Consider the following 26,109-nt stretch of genomic DNA (forward strand, 5'->3'; position numbering starts at 1 on the left):
TCATACATCGTTACCTTTGCACGAGGTCATTACTTGTCGAAGTGGAAAAAAGTTAGATTATAATTGTCCTACTGTTTTAAAGAGATCCTTCCACATGGAATCCTTGCGATAGAAAACAGGAGGTTGTCCTATAGGAGCAGCAACAGTTACCGACCCACCTCTGTATTCTTTCCCAGTCCATAGATGAATCCACTCATCTTCTGGAAGATAAAGTTCCCATTCGTTCTGTGCTTCTTGATGAACTGGAGCGACAAGCATATCCTTACCGAACAAATATTGATATTGGATATCATACGTCTTCGGATCGTTCTCATAATGCATGAATAATGGGCGTTGTACAGGTATCCCGCGTTCTGCATTTTCTTTGACAAGAGACTTCGTATACGGAGCAAGGGTTACAAAAATATTCGACATTCTTGCAAAGTGCTCAAGCGTTTCTTCATCTCCGTCATATTGGAAACAATCATCGGGGCGATTGGCTTCATGCGTACGCATCATCGGTGTAAAAGCGCCCATATCGGCCCATCTCATCAGTAATTCCTTGGAACGTTTATTGCCATGCAGACTGGTGTATCCCCCAATATCACTGTGATGCAGTCCACATCCAATCATGCCTGAGGATAATGCTGCCGGAATGACCGAAGCAAGACCATCGTCAAGCGACCAATCCACACTCTGATCTCCGCCCCACAGCATCGTGGAATATTTCTGAACGCCGGTATAGCCTGCGCGCATGAAATAAACAATTTCACCGAGTTTACCCGCTTCAGATACGGCATCGTAATTGGTTTTCGCCCACATCGTTGGCCAGGCATTATGCATGAGTTTCGGATCACTACCGTCACTGAGCACCACATCTGTCGGCAAATACTCTCCGAAGTCAGCCATCCACCCGTCAAGTCCAAAATCAATCATATTGTCTTTGATCACTTGCTTGTACCATTCGGTTGCCTGTTCGTTTGTGAAGTCTACAACCCCACAATAAAACTCTCCAAAATCAACGAGGTACGTTCCGCCTTCTTGATTCCGTGCGAGATACCCCTTTTGTTCCGCTTCTTTGTATAATTCACCCTCAACAGCAACATAAGGATTGATATACCCGAGGAAACGGACTCCCTTGCTTTTCCACTCCGGAATTTTCGTATCGAGCTCTGGATATTCCTGTGGATTCCATGCCCAATTCCACATTAATCGTTTACCGAAAGAAGTAATTCGCTTGCCTTGCCAGTCCTGGCACCATACGCCTGCCACTTTAATTCCTTTTTCTTCGGCTTTAGCCAGTTTCTCTTCTACAACATGGGTACCGCCTTGGATGCCAAGAATAACTCCGTTATATACCCAGTCTGGCAGTTCGGGCTGTCTGCCAAATAGCGCTGTGATCTTCTCGACCAAACCAAGATAAGTCTCGGCAGTTTCAAACAGCATGTACTGCGGGACTTCCCATACCTGAAGCTCATGAAAAGAATCATTACGGAAGTCAAAATCAGCGTAAGCTGTTGTTTCCGTGTGACAGTAGTACTTTTGGGTAGAAACGTACGTAGGCTGAGGGAAATTCGTATTGTAATAGTCCCCGCCTGCTTTGTCTTTAACATCCGCTTGCCAGGTGATATAACTATTTTTATTCCGGCCTACTCCAGGCTCGGACGTCCACAGCGGGAAATTTTTGCCTCTCATATTGAAGTGAGATAATTGTTCACCGCAACCATACACTTTCTCCGTCGGATCTGCAGCTATACGAACCCAGAAACGATTGGTTTTGGTGTCATGCTTCGTATACTCAAGCTTCAATCGATCATTCTCGACCTTGACCTGAAGGGAAAGAACGCGCTCGCCCTGTTCATGTCCACGAAAATCGATACGATATTCCCCATTCTCTTCCTGAACTTGGGTATAACGCAGAGCCACACGCTCGGAGACATAGTCCTTGATGTTAAAATTCCCCCGATACATATCAATGCTTTCTTCTCCGTACCCTACGTAAAATGCAGGCTGCTTGATCGTATGCTGCAGGAGCAGGACTCCGTTAAAATGGACTTCAAAGCCTTGATTGGGCACGGAAACTTCCAACCCTTTTGACATGCTGATACTTGACATCACACTCTCTCCTTCCCATTTGAAAACGTTTACGAATTTAGGTATATATACGAATGTTCTCGCCTTCAATGCCCACATGAGCCCCTCGGCGAACGAGCACTTCCCGCTCAGGATGGACAAGCAGCCATTTATTTTTCATAAACAGGAGTTGATCTTCATCTCTATGCTTTTCGCACGTATGATGTAAGGGCTCATTCGTGCCTGCCGGTAAAATGACAACGGTTTTGAACCCTTCCTCTTCGACCTTACATGGACCAAAATGCAGCGTAGTACCATATAATTCAATAGCCATGCCTTGAGGGACATAGAATGCAACAGCTTGAGCTGAATCGTATGTTTTGTTTTTGATATCTTGAACCTTCCCGAGTAAAAGGACCATATCGGTTACAGCAACATTGATCTCACTGCTTTTGTGATATTCCAGCCCATTCAGCGTCGAATTCGCGCCATTACAATAACCGATTTGGATAGATATTTCTCCGTAGAAGGAGGATTCAAGCTGTGTTTTGATTGTTGAAAGCTCCATCTCGGGAACTGACGCCACGTACTCATTCTGATCTTGGGGAATCTGCAGGCTGTTCATATATGGCAGTAATTCATCAAACGAATAACCTTCAATGATATTGCCGTATTCCAGGAAAGCTGTATCCTGAACATGATAAAAAGAAAGATGTTTGTTCTTTTGCCGAAGCCGTTCATATACAGTCAAGATCACTCTCTCCCCTTTACGATGGTGGTAAAAGCTGCCTCCAGCGCCGCACATACATGACTTGGACTAGGAGGCACTTATAAAGGAATGTCTATACCTATGTTAGTGCACTTATTCTTCAGTCTTGGTTTGATCCCAAGCATTGCGGAATTTATCCAATCCATAGGTTGTGAACGCATGATGGAAGCTTTCTCTGAATACGTCGAAGCCACACGTTACGATATCTGCACCGGCTTTGGCTGCATCGACAATTTGTTTACCGTTACGAAGAGCTGCCACAATGATTTCGGTATCAAACTTATAAGTCTTGTAGATGTCCGCGATATCTTGGATGTATTGTGTAGTGTCATCACCGCTATTTTCCTTCCAACCAACAAATGGTGATACGAAACTTGCTCCGACTCTTGCAGGTTGAAGCGCTTGCGAGGCTGAGAATACAAGGGTTACATTCGTGTTAATCCCCTCTTTTTCAAGTTCTTTTGCCGCAATGAGACCGGATTCAATACATGGGATTTTAACAACAAAGTTGTCGGACATTTTGGCAAGTTTTCTGCCTTCCTCTACCATGGTTTTTGCATCATCGAGGTGAGGATTGATTTCCACCGAAATCGGGAAGTTATTAACTCCTCTGAATTCCGAAGCGAATTCATCCAGCAATGTAGTTAAAGGTTTGCCGCTATTCATAACGTGGCGGGGGTTGGTTGTCACCCCATCAATAGCCCAATTCTCATATGCATAACGGATCTCATCCAGAATAGCACTGTCCAAAAAATATTTCATATCCAATTCCTCCTAAAATTAATGTCAAATACATAGTTATCTTTTTTAATAGATAGTAACCTTTATATCATCATAAGGAAATGCCACTCATTTTTCAAGGGGTGTGTTAAAAATAGATATCTTGGTCCTTAATATTCGTTCTGACCTTTAGATCGACGCCTCATTTCTCCGCTCATTCAGATCCAACACAATCTGTTTATACTTATCTTCAGACAGTTTATAGAACCAGGCCATAACGATAATCGTAGCAAGAGCCAGCACACCTGGGTAAATAAACATCAGTCCACGAATACCCGCAATGGCTTCACTGCTCTGTACCACGTTAGGCACATAACCTACGATTCCAAGGACTACCCCGGGAATAAATCCTGCAAGCGCTTGCGAGAGTTTACGGCAAAATGTAAAGAACGAATACACAACACCCTCCGAACGAGTACCTGTCTTCCACTCTCCGTACTCAACAGCATCGGATACGAGCGCCCAGTTAAGGCTGTTCACGAAAGAGCTTCCAAAGAAAGCAAAGCAAGCCATAATGATAAAGATCGTCGCATTATTCGCAAAGAAAAAGGCGAGTCCATCTCCAGCTGCCCAAATTGCACAGCCTAGAATATAAGTATTTTTTTTACCGATTTTTTTAACGAGACTTGGTACAAGGGCAACACCGATAAATACACATCCGATACTGAAAAAGCCCATATACGGAATAATAGAAACATCTTGAAGAACGTACTGTGCATAATAGATTTGAACAGCGAGCTTCACGTTAAAAGCAGAAAACGTAAATAGATTCACCAGGCAAAGAATCAAAAGCGGTGCGTTTTTAAATAATCCTTTGTAGCTATCGATCAAATTAATCTTCTTCTCTTGGTTAGGCTTCTCATAAACAAATCGTTCTTTCACGTTGGCATAACAGTACAGTTGGAACAGTACTCCGAGAATGGAAAAGACAACAACTCCAACCAGATATCCTGTGGACTGGCTATCAAACATCAGGACAATCGGCATAAAACCAACCGTAGTAATTAAGAGACCCAAATTCGAACCTGCTTGGCGGAAGGAAGCCAGCTGCGCTCTCTCTACCGGATCTTTGGTCATTGCGGGTACCATGGAACCGTATGGTATGTTAGAAATACTATATACCGTACCGAATAACATATAGGTCGCGTAAGCCCAGATCATTTTCCCCGTTAAGGTGAAATCCGGATTCATGAAGCTTACGACAGTGACTAGAGCAAGCGGAATCGCAGTGTACAGAATAAATGGTCTGAATTTACCTCGAGGTCCGATTTTTTTTCGATTATCCACCCATGTTCCGACCGTGATATCCGCGAAAGCGTCCCAGATCTTGGTAATCAAGAAGATAAGTCCAGCTGTTGCAGACGGTAGACCCAGGGCATCCGTGTAGAATTTAAGAAGATAAATCTGCCCTAAATCGAACATGAAGTTGTTACCGACATCCCCCATACCGTATGCGATCTTTTCCTTGAGCGTTAATTTCTTCGGCTTTGTCTCGATCGGCGCACTTGTTACCGTCTGACCTGAAGTAGCAAGATCTGTTTTCATGGAAATTCTCCCTTTCTGTTCATACAATGAATGCGCTACCAATTACCATTAAAAAAAATCGCTTTCATAATTGATCGTTTTAGCGTTCCCATCCCCTTTCAAAAAGTGAATTGGTTTTAGGTTTGTTTGGATTATAACATAGTTATCTTTAAAGGAAAAGTAGTTACCTTTATTTGCAACTAATTTTTATTTCTCAGATGTTATTGAGATGACAGGAGTATACAGCATCCTGCGGGTTAGGTAAACCAAAGCAACCAATTCTCTATATTGGCGGCCCCTCAGCTCTAGTTTCCTCACAGAAACCTCCATACCACTCTATAATTTCTTTGCCTGTGTAAAAGTTTCCTTAAAATCAGAAGTAAAAAGGATACTATCAATGAGATCGATAGTATCCTTTTTAAGATGAGTTCATTGATCAATGAACTAGTGTTGACGATTAATCGTTACTCTCTTGAGGAAGAAGGACAGGACCAGCCCGATAAGCGCAATAATCATTCCAAAAATGAAAGCATTATGCACGCCGGCAGTCATGGCAGCTGGTATAAGCGAGATGTCACTTGGATTTTCGGCATTTTTCATAAACTTCTCCGACCCATTGCTCATCACACTAACCGCGACAGCTGTGCCGATCGCTCCGAACACTTGTTGGAATGTATTCATAATCGCCGTACCATGTGGGTACAGCTGTGGTGGAAGCTGATTGAGTCCATTCGTCTGTGCTGGCATCATAATCATCGAAACACCGATCATCATTAGGATATGAACAGCGATGATGAAGGTAACCGTCGAACTCAGACTTACCGTGGAAAACATCCATAGTGCAATTGATACCAGAACAAGACCAGGTAAGACGATCCACTTCGGTCCGTATTTGTCAAACAATTTCCCCATAAACGGAGCTAGAATTCCGTTTAATGCGCTCGCTGGCAATAGAATCAAACCCGCACTAAGCGTAGAGAAAGCTAATGCGGTTTGCAAGTACATTGGAAGTACAAGCATTGAGGATAGAATGACCATGAAGCACAGGCCGACCAATAGTGATCCAATGGCAAACATCGGGTATTTAAAAGCACGCAAATCAAGTAGAGGTGTTGTCATTTTCAACTGACGGATCGTGAATATAATCAGCGCGACAAGACCGATGGCCAACGAAACGAGTACGGTTGGGCTTGTCCAACCCCCTTCCCCTTCACCAGCACTACTAAAACCAAAAACAATTCCTCCGAATCCAACCGTCGATAACAACATAGAGAGCAAATCAATTCGGGGCTTACTTGTCGTAGAAACATTTTTCATTTTAAAGATCCCGATCAGAAGTGCTACGGCAAGGAATATGAGCGAAATCCAGAAGATATAATGCCAGCTCAATGCTTCTACAAGCAAGCCAGCAATGGTAGGTCCAATCGCAGGAGCAAACATGATAACAAGACCAACAAGACCCATTGCAGCCCCACGTTTTTCAATAGGGAAAATAATTAAGATCGTGTTAAACATAAGTGGCAGCATTAAAGCCGTACCGACCGCTTGAACAATACGTGAAACCATTAAGACTCCAAAACTTGGAGCTAAGGCTCCAATTAAGGCCCCAGTCATTGAAAAAATAAGTGAGGTAATGAAAAGCTGTCTAGTCGTGAAGCGTTGATTCAATAAGCCTGATAAAGGAACGAGAACCCCCATGGTTAACAAATACCCTGTAGTCAACCATTGAATTGTAGATGATCCAACATTAAATATTTGCATTAAGTCAGTCATCGCAACATTTAAGGCTGTTTCCCCAAATAAACCAATAAAACCACTGATTAAAAAGGCGAGAACCATTGGAAATATTTTATAATCCTTTTTTGTTGTTTCAAAATCCGTACCTGCTGTTGCTGCTGAAGCTTGCATCGTTCCACTCCTCTATTTCTCTTTATTTAATATATAGACCGCCCTATATAATTCGGACAGACAATGGTTACGAATCATTGTCTTGGTTCTATCCTCTTCCCACTATTTCTGGAAAATCGCAGGAACATGACCGGCTGCTCGGCGCATTGCTCTTGAACTGCGCTCGACTACCGACATAATAATAGCACCCTCAATTAAACATACAGAAACCTCGGCCATTTCAATTGCCCGATCCTCGGAAATCCCCGTTTCCACGAGTTTGTTGGATAAGGTATCCTTCCACTCCGCAAATGCGGCTTGACAAGCATCACGGAGCGAATCACTCACCGATGATGTCTCCGCAGCAGCCAAGAATCCGAATGGAACGAATTTATCCGTTCCAAATTGATCTATCACATCAGCCATATTAAGTACAAAAGCCTGCATAAAATCTTCTGGCTTGGGAAATTTCATTACTTGTTCCTGAAGTTTGCTTTGTAATCTCGATTGAGTTAATTTAACACATGCAATGGCTAACGCTTCTTTGCTTGGAAAGTAATAATATAACGATCCCTTTGGTGATCCACTAGCTTCAATAATTTGATTTAAGGTGGTACCATGATAACCTTGCTTAGCAAATAATTGAGCGGCTACATCCAAAATAACGTCCCTCGTATTAGACTTCTTGGCATCCATTTATTTTACTCACTCCAATACATCAACTGGTTTAAGTATTTAATATATTCGAAGAGGTTTCCAATAATCAATACCACAAATCTCATGTTAATGTCTTAATCAATAAACCGACCGGCCGGTCTATTTATGATATCACCTGATTTTTAAATACACAACTTTTTATTTTTTTCAATTCATAACTCTTTCTTTCCCGATCTTTCCCAGTAAAATTAAACAACCCTGCCCCGTTAGGTGAACAAAAAGCAGCCGATCCCAATGAATCGACTGCTTTCTTAGTTGTATAGAGTTAACGTTTCCCGTTAGTTCAATGATGATCATTTCTACTTAGGATAGGTCACAGTACATGTCATGCACGATCTAAAGGAAGCCATTTCAACACGTCTTGAATCGTTTTATCCCAGAAGGCCCAATCGTGTACACCTGGCTCTTCAGCGTAAGTATAATCCAGTGAAGAACGCTCAAACGCTTCCTTCAGATCAATATTTAGATCGTACAGGAAATCATTCGTACCGCAAGCTTGGTAAAACGCGGGTTTTGGTCCAGACGTGCGATCATTGGACTGAATCAGATGATAAAGATCGTTATCTGTTCCTGCATGTGGCCCGTCTCCGAATGCGAGACGCAGAAACGGAGGAAACTCACCGTCCGGCCCCAGGCTCCAAAACGGGAAATTACCCGTGGAAAGTCCCGCCGCCGCAGCGAACATATCAGGTTTGCTTAGCGCCCATTTGAATGCGCCGTAACCTCCCATTGATAACCCAGCAACGTAATTTTCCTCGCGAGCGTCTGATAGCGGAAACAAGGACCGGGCAATTTGGGGTAGTTCTTCCATCAGGAAGGTGCCGTACTTTCCTCCATACGCCATATCCGTGTAAAAGCTTAATTGGACTTGAGGCATCACGACAGCAAGGCCCAGCTCGGAAACATAGCGTTCGATCGATGTACGTCTCATCCAAATCGTATCGTCGTCAGAGCCGCCATGGAGCAGCCAGAGGACGGGATGCCGTTCCCGGATAGCGACGCCTTTCATCCCGATTTGCCCCTTGGTTGCCTGAGGTACAATAACGGTCATTGACGTGCTGAGTCCTAACGTTTCCGAGAAATAATTGCATCGAATCATTGCCATTGCACATTCTCCTCACATTCATATTATTTAAACAACCACATTCCTTTTCCGTTCGGTCAATGCAGACTGTTATCATTGCCTCTCAGCCTTATATATATTTGATTTCATTTTAAAGGAAGCGCTTTCATAATTATATACAACAAATCAGACAAATTTTCATTTCACAATTCGAGTTTTTAGAAATATAGGCACATTTAAAAACATTAAAACTCACGTTTCAAAGTAGTTAAGGGTATTTTTCGCTAGGAAGAAAATCGATGATCATCCTACTCTCTAGTGAACAAAAGCAGCTGATTCCATTAATCAGCTGCTTTCATAATATGATTATACTATCGTTTCCCGTTAGTTCAATAGGTGTCCTGTGCGAAATGAGCTTCGACTTCCGCGCTCGCAGGCGGCAGTTCCATTCCTTTTTTCCACACGAGTACGGGGTCCTTTTCGCTTCCGAAGTACAGCGCCTCGATGGCTTTACCGTTACCTTGGTTCGCTTGGTAAGCATTGTTTTCCACTTCGCCGAACGTGTAGTACATATTGAACAGTCCCACTTCGGTAATCGGTTTCTTCTTCAAAATGGGACGTACCGGGGTGACGTAAAATCTTCCGGATTCGTCTGTTTCGAATTTGGTTCGGTTCAGATCATACCCGTCCGTAATCTTTACGTGGTAGACGATCCGGCCGTCCGACAGCCGGGACACGTCTGAGATTTGGATGACGTCGGAAGGGACAGGTCTGATGTTCCATTGGAACAAACCAATGTACCCAAGCAGCAAGACAGCGCAGAAAGAAACAGCAATAACGGCCCCTTTCAGAAACGCTCTCAGCTTCGCACGGCTCCAAAACGCGGAGAGAGACTGCAGAGCCGTCCCTTCGAGGCGGTTCGCCTCCTGCATCGACGGGGGCAGCGGCAGCGCGACTTTGATGTTCGCGAGCGCCAGCCGGCAGCTATCGCATGCCGCGAGATGTTCTTCTATGAATTGTCGGCTTGCCTCGCTGCACACATCGTCCACGTAGAGCGGCAATAAATCCTTAATGATTTCGCATTTGGCCGTGCTCATGTTTGTTCCTCCTCAAGCTTAGCGATTAATTGCTGTTTGGCGCGATGGAAGGTCACTCTTGCCCAGCTCTCGGTTTTCCCGAATAGCAGACTGATTTGAGCGAACGGTAACTCCCCGAACACCCGTAAGGTGAACACTTCCTTGTATGGTTCGCCGAGCTGGTGCAAAGCCTGATGGATGCGGAACGCCTGTTCCTTGTCCGCAAGCGTTGCTTCGAACGTTTCGCCGGAATGCACTGAATAGTCTAGATCGTTTGTAGGCGTCTGCTTCTTCTGCTTGTCCAAATAGGAAAAGTAACTGTTTTTGGCGATTTGGCAGAGCCAGACGCTCATTTTGCACTCGCCTCGGAACGAATCGATTTTCTTCATTGCTTTGAAGAAGGTATCTTGCGTAATCTCCTCGGCGACGGCGGCATCTTGGCTGAGCGATAACACAAAGGTGTATACGGGCTGAAAGTATTCAGCGTACATTTGCTCAAAATCGGTGGGCACATTCTCACGTCCTTACGACTATATGACTACGGAGGCCGAATTTCGTTACAGCCTGGACAGAAAATTTTTAATTTTCGTGTGACAATAGGTGATGGGAATTATTCAAAACATCATATCATTTCATTGGAGCTTAAGGACCATGAAAAAGAAAATGACAGTCCAGAACGTGAAAATAAAGTTCTGAACTGTCAGGTTTGTTGAACTATCGTTTCCCGTTAGCTTAACAAACCCTATAATAATTTAGACATAAAATACTGGTCAAAAGGTTTGTCATTTATCAATAGTGAGTTTCTTTTTATTCCTTCTATCTCGTTTATGATTTCTAAGAATTGACCCAATTCCTTGGATGGATGTAATGGATATATTAAACCATATGGAACTGCGAAATCTAAATCACTAGGGATCGTCACCAAGGATGGATGAATATCTGCCCACGCCTCCAACGTTAACATAACTGTATTACTTTCCTCACAGCGATTAAACACATCAAGATCATAGAGACGCGGAACATCTTTTATTTGTATTTGAGGATGTTCCGTTTTCAGGAAATCACGTAGGTCATGAATGACGGCACTATTCCCACCATTCACTACAGCCAATCTTTCCCCATACAACTCTTTGACAGAAAGTGTTTTTCTTAAAGCCAGCTTATGTTGCCGAGATACGGCAAAGCAAACGCGGTAACTCCCCAGTTCAAGTACACGGTAGTAATCTTTCAAATTATCTGTAAGAAATGGCCCCGCAATGATATCGAGTGATTGGCCAATCATGCGGTAAGTGGTTGGGAGTGTATGTGCGTCATCTTCGAAATGAACGATGTTTATACCGAATTGAGGGTATCGGTCGCTAATCCCATTCCACAAATCAATTAAAACCTTACAGGGATTAAGCATAGAAGTACCCACCCGAACAACATGCCGATCGACCCGTGCAGAGTGATGCATGCGAATAAGAGATTCTTGAAAATACTGCAGCATATGTTCCGCATCTTTGATAAAAGCTGTTCCTGCCTTTGTGAGGCTAACACCGTGGTTGGTACGGATAAAAAGTGGGACTCCGGTTTGCTTTTCCAACAAATTCATTTGTTTCATCACAGCGGTTGAAGAGATAAAAAGCTTTTCGGCTGCCTTAGAAAAACTTCCGGACTCCGCCACTTGAACAAACGTCTTTAATTGCTCAATCATTCAGGCAGGCTCCTCCCTTTTGCATAAACCATAAGTTAATACCATGCTAACTTATTTGAAATTCCGTATCAACCTGCTAAACCGTAACATTATAGAAGAACGAAAGAGAAAACAGAAGCTTTAAAAATACTACACATAAGAACTGTATTGGAGGATAATACTATGGAAAACAAAGTCTGGTTCATTACAGGAGCCTCTCGCGGATTAGGGCGCATTTGGGCGGAGGCTGCACTCTCTCGCGGGGATAAGGTTGCCGCGACTGCTCGAACACCCGAAAACATCGCCGAACTTAAGGAACGTTTTGGAGACGCTGTTCTCCCCCTAGCACTCGACGTAACAGATTCCCAGCAGGTCGAGCATGTCGTTCAGCAGGCTCATGAGCACTTCGGCAGGCTGGACGTCGTCCTAAACAACGCCGGTTACACCCTGGTTGGTACGACTGAAGAGGCTGACGAATCCGACGTCCGCGAACTATTTGACACCAATTACTTTGGTACGCTTCGTGTGATCCAAGCTGTCCTGCCTCTGCTTCGACTACAGGGCAGCGGGCACATTCTCGGTGTCTCAAGTGCCATGGGGATTGTTGCGGCGCCGCTCATTGGCTTCTATTGCGCGTCCAAATGGGCAGTCGAAGCATTGCACGATAGCCTGGCTCAGGAGGTTAAAAGCTTCGGCATTAAGGTCACGTTGCTCGAGCCGGGCGCCTTTGCAACTGACTTTGGAAGCCCCCTTTCCATGAAGACATCACAGGGATTGGAGGTCTACGCTGAACTTCGAGATAGGGTGTCCCTTCGTTTATCGACAGAGGAACGAGGCGATCCGAATGCGACGGCCGATGCGATTCTTCGAATTATTGACGCCGAGGATCCACCTCTGCGCTTTGCTGTCGGCGCTGGTGTCTTGCCTTTGGTACGCGGAGTCTATGCAGATCGTTTAGCCACTTGGGAGACATGGGAAACTGTTTCGAACGGAGCACAAGGAACACCGAAAAGCCATCGTTAGATTTGGAATTAGCAAAAGGTAAAGAGACAAGGGGCAGCTGCCGACAAGGCAGTCTGCCCCTTGTTTCTTTACGTTACTTCCAAGTGAGCCTATACGTAGACTTCAATTCAATTAACCTGCCCGTTAGTTGAAAAAAGCAGCCGATTTCATAAATCAGCTGCTGATTTCTATTACTCTTCAATATTAGAGGGTTCTATCTTGTGCCACTTCTGCAAAAGTAACACTGGAGGGATATACACAGGCATGATCCACTGGTACATTAACGCTTTGGTTAAATCCCCCAACCAGAATCGCCCCTGGTCATCCAACTGCATTTTGTAAGCACCACTTGCCATAGAATAACCTTTGCTTATCAGTTCGCGAGCTTCATCGTAGCTAAATTCTTCTTCCTTATTCTGCTCAATTTGTTCCAAGACAGATTCATATGCTATTCGTTGTTTCAGCTCTTCTCCCTCTGTCTTCTCGAGATCATATACTACTGAAAAATCCAATCCTTTCAGCTTATTTTTCTCCACCCAGTCTTTAAACTTATCTGTAATAAATACTTCCACGGCAGCTGTTTCCTTAATTTTAAAAATATATGTATTTTCAGGTATTTTAGCTTTATCAAACACCAAATTTTCGAAACTCATCCACGATCCATCTTTAAATCTACGAATATCTGTACGATGATAATCCACACAATCCAGTACATTCGTAACATTTATCATAAATATATTTTTATCTTCATTACATAATGGCAGAAACTCTACTTTGTTTAGCAGTATGTGATCTTTCTCCATCATAAGCTTAACTCGCTCTGAAACAACGGGTTGACCAATAACATAATGAGGGAAATCGCTATAAACTCTTTTATAAAGAGTCTCTACATCAATTTTTGTCCAACCTTCTAATTTTGATCCACCTTCAAATGAACTATTTATTGGATGAGATTCCTCTTCCACCGCTGCCAACAATTTAACCTTAGGATGTTTAATTAGCTTAAAAACCTTCAAATCGTCCTCTCCTTACCTAGATAATACAACACAAACAATTATTGAGTTAAACTAACCTGCCCGTTAGCTTAACGAGGTCACAGTCTAATATAATTTTTCCGTTCGCTACTGCCCTAAAATGTATAACTTTATATCTTTTTTTGTCTGTCTGCTAAGTACAGCTCTTTAGAGACAGACTCCAATCATATTTATAAAGCCTATAGTAATTTTTTTACTATTGTTGTATAGAAAGAAAGAGGCCTAGTATGCAGACAGACTACTATCTTTGATGAATTTTCTAAGAATCGGTTTTTACAAAGTAATTGCCGTAATAAAGAATCTGTTTTTTATCAGAGTGCCTTTTAGGGATGGTACATTAAAGACCTAATTCCTCATACGTAGAAGCAATTCGGGTAGATGATGCACCTTTTAAAGTGCCCGTCGATGTGAAGTTAACATAAAATGTGCTTGCGAAAGGCATCTTACCCCATAGGTTATCAGATTCTCCAGGGGCAATAGTAATACTTCCCCATACTTTTCCCTGAGGAGAGTGTTGTGTGATAGTAACTATCATTTTTGTTGTTCCTGAATTTTTCATTTTCACTTTAAGCCAAGGTATATCATCTGAAATTACAAGCATTTTTGAATCACTTGTTCTACTCCCATCAAAATTTATGGACCATGGCTTATCAGAAGCGTAAGGAACCCCTGTTTCATTTCCAGGTTGCTTGATCAACACTGGTGATGGTGTTGATAAATATACTTCTTTAGCAAATGCGGAAGATGCCACACCAAAGATACTTGCAGCAGTAATTGAAGTAGCAAAAATACGTTTGATTGCTTTATTCATCTGAATACCTCCAAAATTATAACCGGAAAAATAACTTCATCCCGCCCACCTCTACTTTTGATTTTTTGGGATTTGCAGGAGCCGGTTGTTCGTTTTCTTCTGCCGAGTGGTGCTTTTGAAACCATTATAACGTATCTACCTGCGGCTCAATTCTTGCCGTTAACCTATTTTTACCTCTGTAATTCTCAAATAGAGAACGCTAAAAGTTGCTGTTAAGTTATGAGGATCTAATAAAAGAATTTCACTCCATAAAGGTATACAAAAAAGGATCGTTAGCATTTCTGCAGCGATCCCTATCATCATCCCCTAGATGTAAACCGCAGTTGATCACATTAATTCTTTTTTAAAGCTAACGTTTCCCGTTAGTTTAACGAGGAATAGAGCAGTTGCCAATTGCAAACTGCTCTATCTGTTTTAACTATATTCAAAGAGGAAGCTTTCTGAAACAATCACAACTCATGTATTTTTCTTACCGCAAACCATAGCTCAACAAAATTAAGCCCGTCTTTAGCTCCTGTAATTTCAAATTCCAACCCATCGACCTGTTCGTATCCAGCAGTAGGAAGCCATTCGGAGAAGAACCGTTTATATAATGTCTCAATTGTTTCATCAAATTTATCCCATGTGAACGGATCAGAGGAAAAAATCGCCCAGGTTTGAGCTGGTATGGTTATACTCGTGTAACCCTCAGTTTTACTTGAATCCCCTTTGAATGCGGACAGCATATAAGGAAAATGATCCTCATCTGTTTTTTTGTAGCTACAAACAGCATGTATTTTATGATAGTTCTGATTTAAAAAGGTTGGTAGGTCTCCAGCATTGTCCGCCAGCCTTTCAACCTCGCCGTTAGCATGGCATTGCTTCCAAAATTCTGCTGGAGTATCTGCTCCGTTTTGTTGAAATACTTTTTCAATACCGAACACTTGAAAGGATTCTTTTGTCTCAATACGATAGTTCATAGCCTTTTCCCCTTTAATTGAAATAAGGAAGGAAAGTCGAGGAAAGGCTTTGAGGGAGGTCCCTTCTTCTCGGGCCATTGCTGGATTAACACCATGTAATAATTGAAAAGCCCTTGCGAATGAAACTGGAGACTCATAACCATACTTTATCGCAATATCAACTACTCTCAGATCACTATTCTGCAATTCAATTGCAGCGAGAGTAAGCCTTCTTCTCCTTATATATTCCGCAAGAGACACATCTGTAATGAATGAGAACATTCTCTGGAACTGATGTGAAGAACAACAAGCACATTTAGCAACTTCCTTCAATTCGATCTTTCCAGTTAGATTCAATTCAATGTAAACCAATGCTCGATTCATCCTCATCAGCCAATCCATCTGATCCCTCCTCATAACAGAAGTATAGTTTCACTACATTTTCATATCGCAACAATTTGTGCACAATTAAGTTTCCTTGGAGAATTCAAGTCGATTTTAAAAATTAATTATATAGCACAAAGATGTACTTATTACAGGTAATCCTGAACGTTAAGATAATCTTTTATACTAATCTGCCCGTTAATTGAACAAAAGCAGCTGATCACTTTGACCGGCTGCTTTATTAGTTTTATTACGCTAACGTTTCCCGTTAGTTTTAAAGGTTAATCCTTACCTATCGTTCAATCCCAGTGCTTTTCCATAGCTTCTTCACATCGAGAAAAGCCACTTCTTGAATAAAAATTTACGCTGTCGCTACTTGGCCAAAGTATAAGAAACTCCACCTCATTCTCTTTTGACCATTTTTCCATAGCTTTATGAATTTTTGAACCAATACCTTGGTTCCTGAAAACAGGGCGAGTATAAACATTTGTAACGTAGCCGTAATAAGGATCTGGAGATTTCCCTGGCCGCGGAACTTTATGTATTAATTGAAGATACATATGTGAGACAAGCATCCCTTCAATTTCTGCAATCCAAATATACCAATCTCCGCTTTTAATTGCTTTCACTAAGAACTCAGTACAAACCTGATTAAATTCCTCAAATGTAACCGCAGTATCCATACGTTCCTCTTCTGAAAAGTCCCAACGCATTTGAACAAGCTGCGGTATATCCTCCAATGTGGCCAAACGAACTAGCGTCATACATTCACCCCTTAGTTGTAAATATCTTCAAACTTTATTTTATCATGCCTTTCTGCTAACCTGCCCGTTAGTTGAACAAAAGCAGCTGATCAAAGAGCAGGCTGTGGTTGCCTACTCAAAAATATGTGTAATCTACCCTTTAGTTCAACGAATATCGAATAACCTTGTTTATTACTAAACCTATGAATAAGGAACAACCTCTCTAATTACTCACTTTTTCAGAACTCGTGCTGAAGCGAAAGACTAGCTTTTCTCCATCTTCAGGATGATGACCAAGTTCTTCGGAGTATTTCCCGTTGGTACATGTGTAAAGTGTTCTACGCCAGAAACGTTTCGCACGTTCGTTTCGTTCGGTGGGATTTGTTTGCAATTCCCATTGCCCTGGCATCTTTCCGATAATTTGTCGCACCGCTTCTTCTCCAACACCCTTTCCTCGATAATTACGTAATAGGAAGAACTCATTCATGTAATAATCGATATAGTGAGGACATGGTATGAAAGGGGACGTAGCCACAAAAGCAAGCCCCGCAGGTATATCATCCACTGTGATAAGATAAGGGAATAATATGTTCGGGTGTTCCCACCAAATATCAAACACGCGATTCTGTTCAATCAAAGTTCGGGTATCATCATTCTCAAACACCCCATAACGATTGACTTTGTGTTCCCATACTTCAGACAAATCATGCAGATAAAGAGGATAAATATTATTGATAATGAACTTCTCCTCCATACCGCATAGTCTAGCGGTAACATTTAACTTATTTAATTCATGATTAACGCAATCCATTTTGCAACTCCTCCGATTCCGATACTCTCAATCAACGATAGTACTGATACCATAATTCTTTCCTAGCATCAGTATAAGGTGAATATCGCATCCTTTATAGGCAGAGTATTTATATATTCATTTTTTACATAACAAAAGGCCCGTGTTGGTTTTATCCAACACGAGCCTTTTGTTATGCCTGCGTTTTATAAACAATCTTCTTCATGCTGCCATGGGATAGACAGTAAGAATTCGCGAGTTGATCCACATTCATACCCTACCTGAAAAGCTTCCGAGTTATACCCAATGATCCTGAGGTGATTTTAATATTATGCCCTTGTTAAATTTAACTGACCTGCCCGTTAGCTTAATGAACGTGGCTCAACTGTAATCTTCAATTAACGAGAGCTTTCCTTCCCTCATCTTAAACGTTGAGTTACCTTTTAACTCCAGCTTATCCCCACTCTTTAATCCATTTGGTAAATCGACAGCTAAGATACCCTCGTAATGGATTTCAACCTCTACGTTGTCAACCCTTATAACATTGTAATCGGTAATTGTCTGGCGACGTCTAGAGAACATCGTTGCCGACTGTTCTGCCAACTCCCTAAATGCTTGTATTCCTCTGGTTTCTATTGTCGTTTCTCCATTGGAAATATTTCTGAATATTATGTCCTTATGCAAAAGTTCAACCATTCTTTCAATTTCATATGAATTGTATGCTTCAAGATAATTTTCGATTATATCCCTTATTTCCTTGCTATCCATAACAGGACTCCTCTCTTGACATAAAGGTGACACCCAAGACAACTAATTTTCGATGTCATACTACCATATATTTAATATATACTGCCTGTTAGCTTAAAGAAAAAGAGCAGTTGCCAAAAGACAAACTGTTCCTGCAATATTCATTCTTTCCTAGAGCTTGCAGTCAACAAGGATACAATAACGTATGTAAATATTTGTATTAAAAATACAATGGCTACAAATTCAATAACCATGTTGTTCCTTGCAACAAGATCATGCATGATATCCATAACAATTTGCCAAGGCCTGGACAACATATCCCACGAATTCCACCGATTAAATCTCCCAATGTATACGCCCAAACTACTCAACATTAAAATAACGCCTATAACCATCATGTTAATGTACTTACTAAATAACTTGTTTAACACACCATGTATTTGAATGATTGAGCACGTCGAGAGAAGTAAGCCTAGTATGGCTACAGCGAACGTTAGGGTGAGGTTATACCAAAAATCAATATTGCTCCAAAATTGTGTTCCTTCTTGAGCATTGAAATATCTGAATGAATGCAGGATTTCAGTAAAAAGGTATGCCGAATTAGGCAAAAAAAATAGCCAACCCGCACTCATCGGCACCATCCAGATCAGACTCATTTTCGTTAATTTCTTATTGAATATGTATCTAATGCATGATGAGATGATATATGGTATCCATGCCAGGAACATATCCCAGGCTAAGAATTGGTACATATTCGTATCTGATTTGATACGTAAATACATCGCAACACCTAAACAACATAACGTAACCACTAACAGGGTTAAAATAAATCGAAAATCTTGAACAGGATGTTTGTTATCATTCATTTCGTTGCTTCCCATTCCCTTTCCCTGGGGATTTACAAATGCATTGTTGTATTCTTTAACATTTGAATATCCAGATTATAACATGTATTTATTAAACCATCCTGCCATCAGCTTAATGAACTAGCTAGCGAACTAGATTAAATATACAATTAATCAGCATTCGGATCATGTTCTAGTCCTTTACGTTTATCCGTACAAGTTCTTATCCGATTTAAAATGTTGACCTTTCTTTGGAAGCATATCAAAAAGCCTTAATTATCAGTGTTAGATTCCATGCTAACATGAACTTTAACACTGGAAACCAAGGGGAGGGATTATCGTGTATTTATCGCCTCGTTATTTGTCCTAAATCATATTAGTGTTGATTTGTATCCAAAGTGGGTTAGAAGACTTATAGATTGTAGAATCTCAACCAAAACGCTCTGTACTTTGCTTGATGAGCAGCCAACCCAAAAAATAGTGTACATGGGAGGTTCATTATGAAAAGAATAATACTGTTCATCTTAATTAGTTTGCTTGTACTTCCCGGCTGTTCTGACCGGGACGAGAAAGAGAATTATCCAATTTATGAAGGTACTGTAGTATTTAAAACAGACGAAAATGACAAGTACAAATTTCTTGTTCTTCAAAATATACGTAAGGAAGATTTGAAGCATGGTACTCTTGAGGATTTTATAGAACTAGCACAAGACCAGGAAGCTTCGTATTATTTTGTAGATAAAGAAAACTATGAATCAATTGAAGTAGGGGAAAGAGTAAAAATCACTGCTGACTTTAACCAACAAGAATCCTCGCCACCTATTAGAACAGTTGTGAGTATTGAAAAAATCAGTTAGAGGACCACACTTCACGTGTAGTCCTCTTTCATAATTCAACGGTTATTGCACTTTGTTTTCCAAAGTCCATTTTTGATACTCATCTTCAGGGTTGACTTGATCCATCACCAGCTTGGTTCCATCTTCCGATATACGGAGTGCATTACCGTTGTGCACACTTGTGATGGTTACCGTCCCATCATCTTTTTTTGAAAAGTTCCAGCGTTGATTGGGATACCCGAGATATGGATAGAGTTGAATACGATTCTGACCGACATCCCAATCCAATGACACCCCGCTGACGGTACGGATGGAGTAAGAACCGGAATCATCACCGGTAGGCACAAGTATCCAAGTATAACTTGATTCTTCACCATCCTTTTCGGTACCAACTCTCACAACCTCGCCTGCTTGGGATTGCATCGCTTGTAGGGCAACAGGAAGTTCTGCATTGCGAATGATCACGGTCTCCAGAACTGCTTTTTTCATGTCAAATGCATTCACATGCTGGAAAGACGCACTGCCTCCAAACGTATGAACACCGAAGTGTCCCTCGGCAAACGTGCCATCCTGAACATCCATGATCCGTTCACCGTCCAGATCCACCTGAATACGAGTTCCCTTCGCCTGAATCTGGATATGGTAAGTCTGATCACCCCGAATGAATTTTGGAATGCGGGCAAGTACCTGCCGATTCTCGAACTTTCCGTCCACTTTATAAAACAGGCGAATCGCCTTCAGGTTGGGATCAACATTCAGATAATAACCACTTCGTCCATCCTCGCTTGCCCGAAACAGAATGGAACCTGCTCCTCCATCAGCATCCAGCTGCAAGTCAGCCTCATATCGGAAGTCTCCCGCAGTCTCTTGCGCGATATACTGTGAATCACTGCGGTCACTGCCCTGTATGCCATGGTCCGAAACAAACCACTGCGCAGACGGTCGATCCTTTTGCCAGCCGGATAAATTCGTGTGGAATACGCCATCCGTTACCGTAATCGGGATTTTGGCAGAAGCTTTGCCGTTAGCCATGGAAGCTGTCACCCAAGCTTCCCCCTTGCCTACAGCACGAATCGCAGCATGTGTTTTGCCAGAATCAACGATTTTCACCACTTTAGGGTTACTCACGGTCCATTTCAGCGGTTGGGCACCTTTTCCTGGTCCGCCCTCAGTCGAGGCGTAGAGGGTTTCGGTATGACCCACATTCGTTACTCTTCTCTGCGTATCTGCAATAATCTTCGGAGCGGAGGACATCCCTTTTCTCCAGATATTATCCAAGGTATATACATTCATGGAGACCACTTTCACATCTCCGCCCAGGCTGTAGAACGCCATCGACCTTCCAGCCGGATCCGGAAAGATTACATCCGAGAAAACCATTCTGCCATCATTACCAAACACTTCGACAGAAGCTTCATCGACAAATATTCGCAGCTTGATCCTCCCGTTTTCAGGTTGTAGCGCAGCTTCGTGAACTTTGGTAAATAAGCCCGAGAAACCCACGTCTCCCGAAGCGGTGCGATCCACGAACATCGTCTCTTTCTCCGTCTTGTAGCCCACGGACGTTTTTTGTCCTTCCCTTTGACGCAGGTGAAAGCCAAACTCAGTAACGGGACTGTCTACCGGAATTTCCACTTCTGCTTCAATCTCGTATGCACCTGCACTCAGACCTTTGAGCACATTCTGCGATCGTGGCCCGACCACCACCTGCTCTGTACTGTACAGGTTTTGCCGGAGTGTCTCCAGTTCGATAACAGGCTTTTGTACCAGACGTACACCCTCATCTGTTGTTCGGAGAGAAACTTCTCTCGGAATGGTCAATTGCCCTTTCCAAGGGTTCGTCGGGAAATCAAATGGATAATCCCAGTTCGTCATCCACGCAAGCATCACTTTCCGCTGATCCGGCATATTCGCAAATGACATCGACGCATAGAATTCCTTGCCGAAGTCCGTCTTCAGCACTTTCCCGGCCGGATGGTCGTTCAGGAATTTCCCCTCCGCTGTCAGCTCGCCTACAAAGTATTCCGCATCCGATCCTTGCGTCTTCGTATTGGCTCCGGTACTGATCATAAGCACCCACTTACGCTCATTCGTCCCCTCTACAGGCAGCTGAATCAGGTCGGGACACTCCCATACCCCTCCGCGAATGTATTCCCCATATCCGAAGTTATCGGTTAATGTCCAATCAAGCAGATTCGTTGAGGTAAAAAAACGGATATGATCCCCGCCAGATACCACCATAATCCAGCGGTTGTGCTCTTCATCCCGAACGACCTTCGGATCCCTAAAGTCCCAACTCCCCGGGTCTTCGCCATTTTGGCCAGGGTTCTCGATCACAATCGGATGGTCTTCAGCGTATTGCCAATTCCGGCCTTGATCCGTACTGTATGCGAGACCGATACGCTGATTGCCACCAGGCTCACCCGGATGATACGACGTATAGTATGCAATCAGACCTTTGCCACCGGAATCCGAGAACAGGCCGGATGCGTTGTTCAGATCCGCAATCGCTGATCCCGACCATACATGACCCAGATCATTCCATGGCAACGCAATGGGTAAACGCTTCCATTTTACAAGATCCGTACTGACTGCATGGGCCCATGTCCCTCCGTCCTGGTGAAACAAATGATACTCCCCCTCATAATAAACCAATCCGTTCGGATCACTTGCGGACCCTCGAATCGGAGAGTAATGATATTGGGGACGGTATTTTTCCGTATAATACATCGAATTTTCCGTGATGTACGTATCTTGAAAATAGGCGACACCCTGTTCGACTTCAAGTCCGGCATATCCCTCGGCATAACTAGAATCTGTGACCTCCACAGCCGGTGCTGCATATCCATCCACATACACCTGAATCAGGCGACCGGAGGCAACCACTTCGATATGGTGCTTTGCTGCCGGTTGACTTGGGTATGTACGATCCGAATTCGCAAGAATCGTTCCATCCGCCTTTTGCAGCTGTACCCGGACCTCTTCCCCTTTTCTACTAAGAGCTGCTTTGTATCCCTTTGTCCCGTCTGTATTCGACCTGAATAGTAGAGCTGCGAAGCTCGTATCGGCCAAAGATATATCTCCCTCAAATACAAAATCCCCTGCTGTTTTCTCGTATATGATCCGCGTTTCCTCTTGCGCATTTCCTTTGCCCCGATATCCCTGTAGATCCGGCTGCCAATCTCCTTCACGGTGAACGGGGTTACCCAGATTTCCACCCATGGTACTGATCTTCACATTTTGGAATAAGCCTGATCCGTCCCACACATGGAGCCCTAGCTTCCCTGATACATACGCACTGTCTTTCACATCAATCACCGGGTCGTACCCGCCATCCCAATACACCTGCAGCCTCTCACCAACCGCTTTTACTTTCAAATGATAAATTCCGCCAGTCTCCACGGTTACCGAGTACTCTTCCAATAATGTACCTGACCTGCCACTGGCATCTCTTAGTCGGATCAGACCAGCCTGAGGAACCACTTGCAGCATATAGGAAGACCACCCCGTATCATTGGAACGGAAAACAAGGCTGGCATCTGCATTCATATCCTGGATTAACAGATCCGCTTCATATATAAAATCATCGGCCCGCGTGTCCGATAATACGGTCACATTCTCCTTCTCTTCGGAAATCAAATGAAGTCCTTCATTTGTATCTTCCAAATCGCCTTTACCATGCAATGTCCAACCGGACAAATTCGTTGCTGCCCTGGACACGTCCATTTTCATCGGAACCGCCTCCGTATGTTGAGTTTGAGATTCTGGACTCTTGGATGATGCCGCACCCTGCTGAATCGTAACCTTATCCCTATGGGAAGGTGTTGAATATGCTTCTACAGAAGTGGAACCAAGGACACAGGATAACAGGACGCAGCCAATGGACCTTAAAATGAATCTCATGAACATCCCTCATTTCTCTGCGTGATATAGAAAAAAAGAAAGGACAGTGCATTCCCTTAAACAACTGAATCAGTCTTTTAAGCGATTTGCTCCGTCCTTTCCCGAACGATTACAATGATACCGATGAATCAGTCTTGACTTGGTTAAGTGCTTCAATGCCTAAGGCAAGTGCACCGTATAAACCCGCGTGTTGTCCCAATCCTGGTGCAACAATATATTGGTCGATGTGCTGCAGCAATTCAGGCATGTTCACATAACCATGGAGATTGTGTACAACCTGTTTCCGAATCATGGGAAACAGATGCATTTGCTGCATGACTCCACCGCCCAAAATGATCTTCTGTGGTGAATGCAGCAGGATGGACGTCGTAATCGATTCGGCAATATAAAAGGATTCGATCTCCCATGCCAGGTGGTCCGTCGGTAGCTCGCTGCCGGGTCTCTGCCAGCGGGCTTCGATGGCTGGCCCTGCAGCCAGTCCCTCCAGGCAATCCCCATGATACTTGCATAAGCCGGCAAAGTGATCCTGCGGATGCCGCCTCGTTCGGATGTGTCCACCCTCTGGATGCAGCAATCCGTGTATTCTTTTTCCTCCAGCAATAAGTCCAACGCCAACACCTGTGCCAATCGTATAATACACACAGTTGTCCAAGCCCTGCGCAGCTCCCCATGTGACTTCCCCCAGAGCAGCAGCATTCACATCCGTATCCCACCCGAAGGGAACAGGGAATTCACGCTTCAAGATTCCCACCACATTGCAGTTTTCCCATTCGGACTTCGGAGTTGTGGTAATGTAACCATAAGTAGGGCTATCCGGCTTCAGATCGATCGGACCAAAGGAACCAATGCCGATAGCCACTACCCCTTTATCTCTGAAATAGTCACTCACCTTGGCGAGTGTAGTCTCGGGATGTTCCGTCGGAAAACTGCACCATTCCTCCATTTGTCCTTGTTCGTTGCCTATTCCGCATACAAACTTCGTTCCGCCCGCTTCAATGGCACCTATACGCATCTACCTGCCCTCCTTCTCTTTATTTCTCATGGGCTTCCACCTTAACGGGAGACAATTCGTAGATATGAAGAGCAGAGAAGACCATGTCTTCCTGATCGGCATCAACCGTAATTCGCGCAGCATCTACATCCGGATAGATCAGGTCAGTAATAACGGCCTGACCGTTACTCGCAAATACCTCAACCGAAGAAGAATCCACATAGATACGCAAATGTTGAACCCCGCCCTGAACACTTGCTGTGTGACGTCCCAGGAAATGTTCATGGAAATCAACGATGCCTGATCGACTGCGATCAACGTACACCTCACGCTGATTCGCGTCTACACCAACGAGCGTTTGATGACTGGCGCTGCTTCTCAAGGTAAATTGAACGGATTGCTCCGATTCCCATTGCGCATCGACTTCATAGCTCACCAGCTGCAGCGTGCTAAGATGTTTCCTCGCCTCTTGGACAGAAACGTTGTGCAGGGTCAATATCGGTTTCCGGGCTTGCTCCATCTCACGGGCCGGACGCTGAACCAATGTGACTTTACCGTCTATCGTTTCCAAAGTAAGCTCCCGAGCAATCGTCATCGCGCCACGATAACCTTCGGTTGGCGTTTGGTTGGCATACATCCAGTTGCTCATCCAGCCCATAAACAGGCGTCTGCCGTCTTCAGCCGGAATGTCGGACCAACTGACTCCTGCGTAGTTGTCCCGGCCATGGTCAAGCCAGCGAACGGTGCGGGAAGCTTCATCCGGAACAAACGTCGACCCATCAAAATCTCCGATAAAGTACTGCGTTCGCGAGCCTTCCTTGAACGCAGGATCTGCACCGATACTGACAAGCATGACCCATTTTTCATGCCCATGGTCCCCATCCACCGTCAGCGGGAAGAGATCAGGACATTCCCACACGCCGTCATGTGAACCGATGCCTGTGCCGAATTCACTGCCGAGTGTCCAATCTTTCAGATTGGGAGAACGGTACAAGCATACCGTCTGACCACAGGCAATGATCATCACCCATTCCTTGCTCTGCTCATGCCAGAACACCTTGGGATCACGGAAATCGACATAAGACTCATGCTCCAATACCGGATTCCCCTCATATTTGTTCCACGTGCGGCCATTGTCCTTGCTGTACGCAATGCTCTGCCGCTGAATTGGTTGATCGTTCGGCACTTCCAGATGATGCGTGAATATCGCCACCAGTCCTGGTTCCTCATCAAAGAAGCCGGAAGTATTATTCCAATCCACTACAGCACTTCCTGAAAAGATCATGCCGTGTTCATCCGGCGCCATAGCCACAGGAAGCTCTTCCCAGGTGAACAGATCCTTCGTCACGGCGTGCCCCCAATGCATCGGTCCCCATGTTGTGCCAAACGGATGATGCTGATAGAACAAGTGATACTCCCCTTTGAAAAATACCATGCCATTGGGATCATTCATCCACTTCTCGTTCGGCGAGAAATGATAAGCACCTCGGTAATCGGTTGTTGAAATCGTAGACATGTAGGTTCTCTCCTTTGAAATACATA

At 43.6% G+C, this 26,109-nt stretch carries 22 protein-coding genes; 2 read left to right on the forward strand and 20 right to left on the reverse strand.

The window, feature by feature from the left end; all coding sequences use genetic code 11:
• Window positions 1-57: 57 nt before the first annotated feature.
• The 10 genes from ABIC22_RS02505 to ABIC22_RS02550 all read right to left on the reverse strand — a co-directional run bounded on the left by ABIC22_RS02505 (window position 58) and on the right by ABIC22_RS02550 (window position 11,564).
• Window positions 58-2,094, reverse strand: coding sequence for an alpha-glucosidase (locus ABIC22_RS02505; protein WP_354477932.1), 2,037 nt, complete (start codon window positions 2,092-2,094; stop codon window positions 58-60).
• Window positions 2,095-2,131: 37 nt separating this feature from the next.
• Window positions 2,132-2,803, reverse strand: a complete 672-nt coding sequence (locus ABIC22_RS02510) for a DUF4867 family protein (RefSeq protein WP_354477935.1) — start codon at window positions 2,801-2,803, stop codon at window positions 2,132-2,134.
• A 111-nt stretch (window positions 2,804-2,914) separates the two neighbouring features.
• Window positions 2,915-3,583: a transaldolase family protein gene (locus ABIC22_RS02515; RefSeq protein ID WP_354477938.1), complete on the reverse strand. Its 669-nt coding sequence runs from the start codon at window positions 3,581-3,583 to the stop codon at window positions 2,915-2,917.
• A gap of 147 nt (window positions 3,584-3,730) precedes the next feature.
• On the reverse strand, window positions 3,731-5,146 hold the full coding sequence (locus ABIC22_RS02520) for an MFS transporter (protein WP_354477941.1): 1,416 nt from the start codon (window positions 5,144-5,146) through the stop codon (window positions 3,731-3,733).
• Between the two features lie 423 nt (window positions 5,147-5,569).
• Window positions 5,570-7,033, reverse strand: coding sequence for an MDR family MFS transporter (locus tag ABIC22_RS02525; RefSeq protein WP_354477944.1), 1,464 nt, complete (start codon window positions 7,031-7,033; stop codon window positions 5,570-5,572).
• 102 nt (window positions 7,034-7,135) lie between these two features.
• Window positions 7,136-7,708, reverse strand: a complete 573-nt coding sequence (locus ABIC22_RS02530; protein WP_354477947.1) for a TetR/AcrR family transcriptional regulator — start codon at window positions 7,706-7,708, stop codon at window positions 7,136-7,138.
• A 346-nt stretch (window positions 7,709-8,054) separates the two neighbouring features.
• Complete coding sequence (locus ABIC22_RS02535; RefSeq protein WP_354477950.1) at window positions 8,055-8,834, reverse strand: alpha/beta hydrolase; 780 nt, start codon at window positions 8,832-8,834, stop codon at window positions 8,055-8,057.
• 347 nt (window positions 8,835-9,181) lie between these two features.
• Window positions 9,182-9,889 carry a zf-HC2 domain-containing protein gene (locus tag ABIC22_RS02540; RefSeq protein ID WP_354477953.1) on the reverse strand — a complete coding sequence of 236 codons (708 nt, stop codon included), beginning with the start codon at window positions 9,887-9,889 and terminating at the stop codon, window positions 9,182-9,184.
• Entirely contained in the window at window positions 9,886-10,380 is a 495-nt protein-coding gene (locus ABIC22_RS02545) for an RNA polymerase sigma factor (protein ID WP_354477956.1), read from the reverse strand. The genes ABIC22_RS02540 and ABIC22_RS02545 overlap by 4 nt, the downstream gene beginning before the upstream one ends.
• A gap of 230 nt (window positions 10,381-10,610) precedes the next feature.
• On the reverse strand, window positions 10,611-11,564 hold the full coding sequence (locus ABIC22_RS02550) for a LysR family transcriptional regulator (RefSeq protein ID WP_354477959.1): 954 nt from the start codon (window positions 11,562-11,564) through the stop codon (window positions 10,611-10,613).
• Between the two features lie 162 nt (window positions 11,565-11,726).
• Between ABIC22_RS02550 and ABIC22_RS02555 the strand changes: the two genes are divergently transcribed.
• A complete protein-coding gene (locus ABIC22_RS02555; protein WP_354477962.1) occupies window positions 11,727-12,566 on the forward strand; it encodes an SDR family NAD(P)-dependent oxidoreductase in 840 nt (279 codons plus the stop codon).
• A gap of 170 nt (window positions 12,567-12,736) precedes the next feature.
• Here the strand turns inward: ABIC22_RS02555 and ABIC22_RS02560 are convergent, their stop codons facing one another.
• The 7 genes from ABIC22_RS02560 to ABIC22_RS02590 form a co-directional block, all read right to left on the reverse strand.
• A complete protein-coding gene (locus ABIC22_RS02560) occupies window positions 12,737-13,561 on the reverse strand; it encodes an imm11 family protein (RefSeq protein WP_354477965.1) in 825 nt (274 codons plus the stop codon).
• A gap of 355 nt (window positions 13,562-13,916) precedes the next feature.
• Complete coding sequence (locus ABIC22_RS02565; protein WP_127538281.1) at window positions 13,917-14,390, reverse strand: hypothetical protein; 474 nt, start codon at window positions 14,388-14,390, stop codon at window positions 13,917-13,919.
• Between the two features lie 449 nt (window positions 14,391-14,839).
• Window positions 14,840-15,730, reverse strand: coding sequence for an AraC family transcriptional regulator (locus ABIC22_RS02570; RefSeq protein ID WP_354477968.1), 891 nt, complete (start codon window positions 15,728-15,730; stop codon window positions 14,840-14,842).
• 281 nt (window positions 15,731-16,011) lie between these two features.
• Entirely contained in the window at window positions 16,012-16,476 is a 465-nt protein-coding gene (locus ABIC22_RS02575; RefSeq protein WP_127538279.1) for a GNAT family N-acetyltransferase, read from the reverse strand.
• Between the two features lie 202 nt (window positions 16,477-16,678).
• On the reverse strand, window positions 16,679-17,266 hold the full coding sequence (locus tag ABIC22_RS02580) for a GNAT family N-acetyltransferase (protein WP_127538278.1): 588 nt from the start codon (window positions 17,264-17,266) through the stop codon (window positions 16,679-16,681).
• A 360-nt stretch (window positions 17,267-17,626) separates the two neighbouring features.
• Window positions 17,627-18,013, reverse strand: a complete 387-nt coding sequence (locus ABIC22_RS02585) for a nuclear transport factor 2 family protein (RefSeq protein WP_127538277.1) — start codon at window positions 18,011-18,013, stop codon at window positions 17,627-17,629.
• A gap of 140 nt (window positions 18,014-18,153) precedes the next feature.
• On the reverse strand, window positions 18,154-18,873 hold the full coding sequence (locus ABIC22_RS02590; RefSeq protein ID WP_354477973.1) for a DUF1361 domain-containing protein: 720 nt from the start codon (window positions 18,871-18,873) through the stop codon (window positions 18,154-18,156).
• A 464-nt stretch (window positions 18,874-19,337) separates the two neighbouring features.
• Between ABIC22_RS02590 and ABIC22_RS02595 the strand changes: the two genes are divergently transcribed.
• Window positions 19,338-19,694 (forward strand): DUF3221 domain-containing protein, encoded by a 357-nt coding sequence (locus tag ABIC22_RS02595; RefSeq protein WP_354477976.1) that lies wholly within the window; start codon window positions 19,338-19,340, stop codon window positions 19,692-19,694.
• Between the two features lie 42 nt (window positions 19,695-19,736).
• Here the strand turns inward: ABIC22_RS02595 and ABIC22_RS02600 are convergent, their stop codons facing one another.
• The 3 genes from ABIC22_RS02600 to ABIC22_RS02610 form a co-directional block, all read right to left on the reverse strand.
• Window positions 19,737-23,576 (reverse strand): GH32 C-terminal domain-containing protein, encoded by a 3,840-nt coding sequence (locus tag ABIC22_RS02600; protein ID WP_354477979.1) that lies wholly within the window; start codon window positions 23,574-23,576, stop codon window positions 19,737-19,739.
• Between the two features lie 109 nt (window positions 23,577-23,685).
• The gene (locus ABIC22_RS02605; protein ID WP_354477982.1) at window positions 23,686-24,588 is read right to left on the reverse strand and encodes an ROK family protein; all 903 of its coding nucleotides are present in this window, start codon (window positions 24,586-24,588) and stop codon (window positions 23,686-23,688) included.
• A 19-nt stretch (window positions 24,589-24,607) separates the two neighbouring features.
• The gene (locus tag ABIC22_RS02610) at window positions 24,608-26,083 is read right to left on the reverse strand and encodes a glycoside hydrolase family 32 protein (protein ID WP_354477985.1); all 1,476 of its coding nucleotides are present in this window, start codon (window positions 26,081-26,083) and stop codon (window positions 24,608-24,610) included.
• Window positions 26,084-26,109 lie beyond the last annotated feature (26 nt).

This window comes from Paenibacillus sp. PvP094 (genome assembly GCF_040546835.1).
Lineage (GTDB): Bacteria > Bacillota > Bacilli > Paenibacillales > Paenibacillaceae > Paenibacillus > Paenibacillus illinoisensis.

Coding starts and splice junctions, on each gene's coding strand:
- ABIC22_RS02505 (WP_354477932.1), bottom strand. CDS start 2,094: ATGTCAAGTATCAGCATGTCAAAAGGGTTGGAAGTTTCCGTGCCCAAT.
- ABIC22_RS02515 (WP_354477938.1), bottom strand. CDS start 3,583: ATGAAATATTTTTTGGACAGTGCTATTCTGGATGAGATCCGTTATGCA.
- ABIC22_RS02520 (WP_354477941.1), bottom strand. CDS start 5,146: ATGAAAACAGATCTTGCTACTTCAGGTCAGACGGTAACAAGTGCGCCG.
- ABIC22_RS02525 (WP_354477944.1), bottom strand. CDS start 7,033: ATGCAAGCTTCAGCAGCAACAGCAGGTACGGATTTTGAAACAACAAAA.
- ABIC22_RS02530 (WP_354477947.1), bottom strand. CDS start 7,708: ATGGATGCCAAGAAGTCTAATACGAGGGACGTTATTTTGGATGTAGCC.
- ABIC22_RS02535 (WP_354477950.1), bottom strand. CDS start 8,834: ATGGCAATGATTCGATGCAATTATTTCTCGGAAACGTTAGGACTCAGC.
- ABIC22_RS02540 (WP_354477953.1), bottom strand. CDS start 9,889: ATGAGCACGGCCAAATGCGAAATCATTAAGGATTTATTGCCGCTCTAC.
- ABIC22_RS02550 (WP_354477959.1), bottom strand. CDS start 11,564: ATGATTGAGCAATTAAAGACGTTTGTTCAAGTGGCGGAGTCCGGAAGT.
- ABIC22_RS02555 (WP_354477962.1), top strand. CDS start 11,727: ATGGAAAACAAAGTCTGGTTCATTACAGGAGCCTCTCGCGGATTAGGG.
- ABIC22_RS02565 (WP_127538281.1), bottom strand. CDS start 14,390: ATGAATAAAGCAATCAAACGTATTTTTGCTACTTCAATTACTGCTGCA.
- ABIC22_RS02570 (WP_354477968.1), bottom strand. CDS start 15,730: ATGGATTGGCTGATGAGGATGAATCGAGCATTGGTTTACATTGAATTG.
- ABIC22_RS02575 (WP_127538279.1), bottom strand. CDS start 16,476: ATGACGCTAGTTCGTTTGGCCACATTGGAGGATATACCGCAGCTTGTT.
- ABIC22_RS02580 (WP_127538278.1), bottom strand. CDS start 17,266: ATGGATTGCGTTAATCATGAATTAAATAAGTTAAATGTTACCGCTAGA.
- ABIC22_RS02585 (WP_127538277.1), bottom strand. CDS start 18,013: ATGGATAGCAAGGAAATAAGGGATATAATCGAAAATTATCTTGAAGCA.
- ABIC22_RS02590 (WP_354477973.1), bottom strand. CDS start 18,873: ATGGGAAGCAACGAAATGAATGATAACAAACATCCTGTTCAAGATTTT.
- ABIC22_RS02595 (WP_354477976.1), top strand. CDS start 19,338: ATGAAAAGAATAATACTGTTCATCTTAATTAGTTTGCTTGTACTTCCC.
- ABIC22_RS02600 (WP_354477979.1), bottom strand. CDS start 23,576: ATGAGATTCATTTTAAGGTCCATTGGCTGCGTCCTGTTATCCTGTGTC.
- ABIC22_RS02605 (WP_354477982.1), bottom strand. CDS start 24,588: ATGCGTATAGGTGCCATTGAAGCGGGCGGAACGAAGTTTGTATGCGGA.
- ABIC22_RS02610 (WP_354477985.1), bottom strand. CDS start 26,083: ATGTCTACGATTTCAACAACCGATTACCGAGGTGCTTATCATTTCTCG.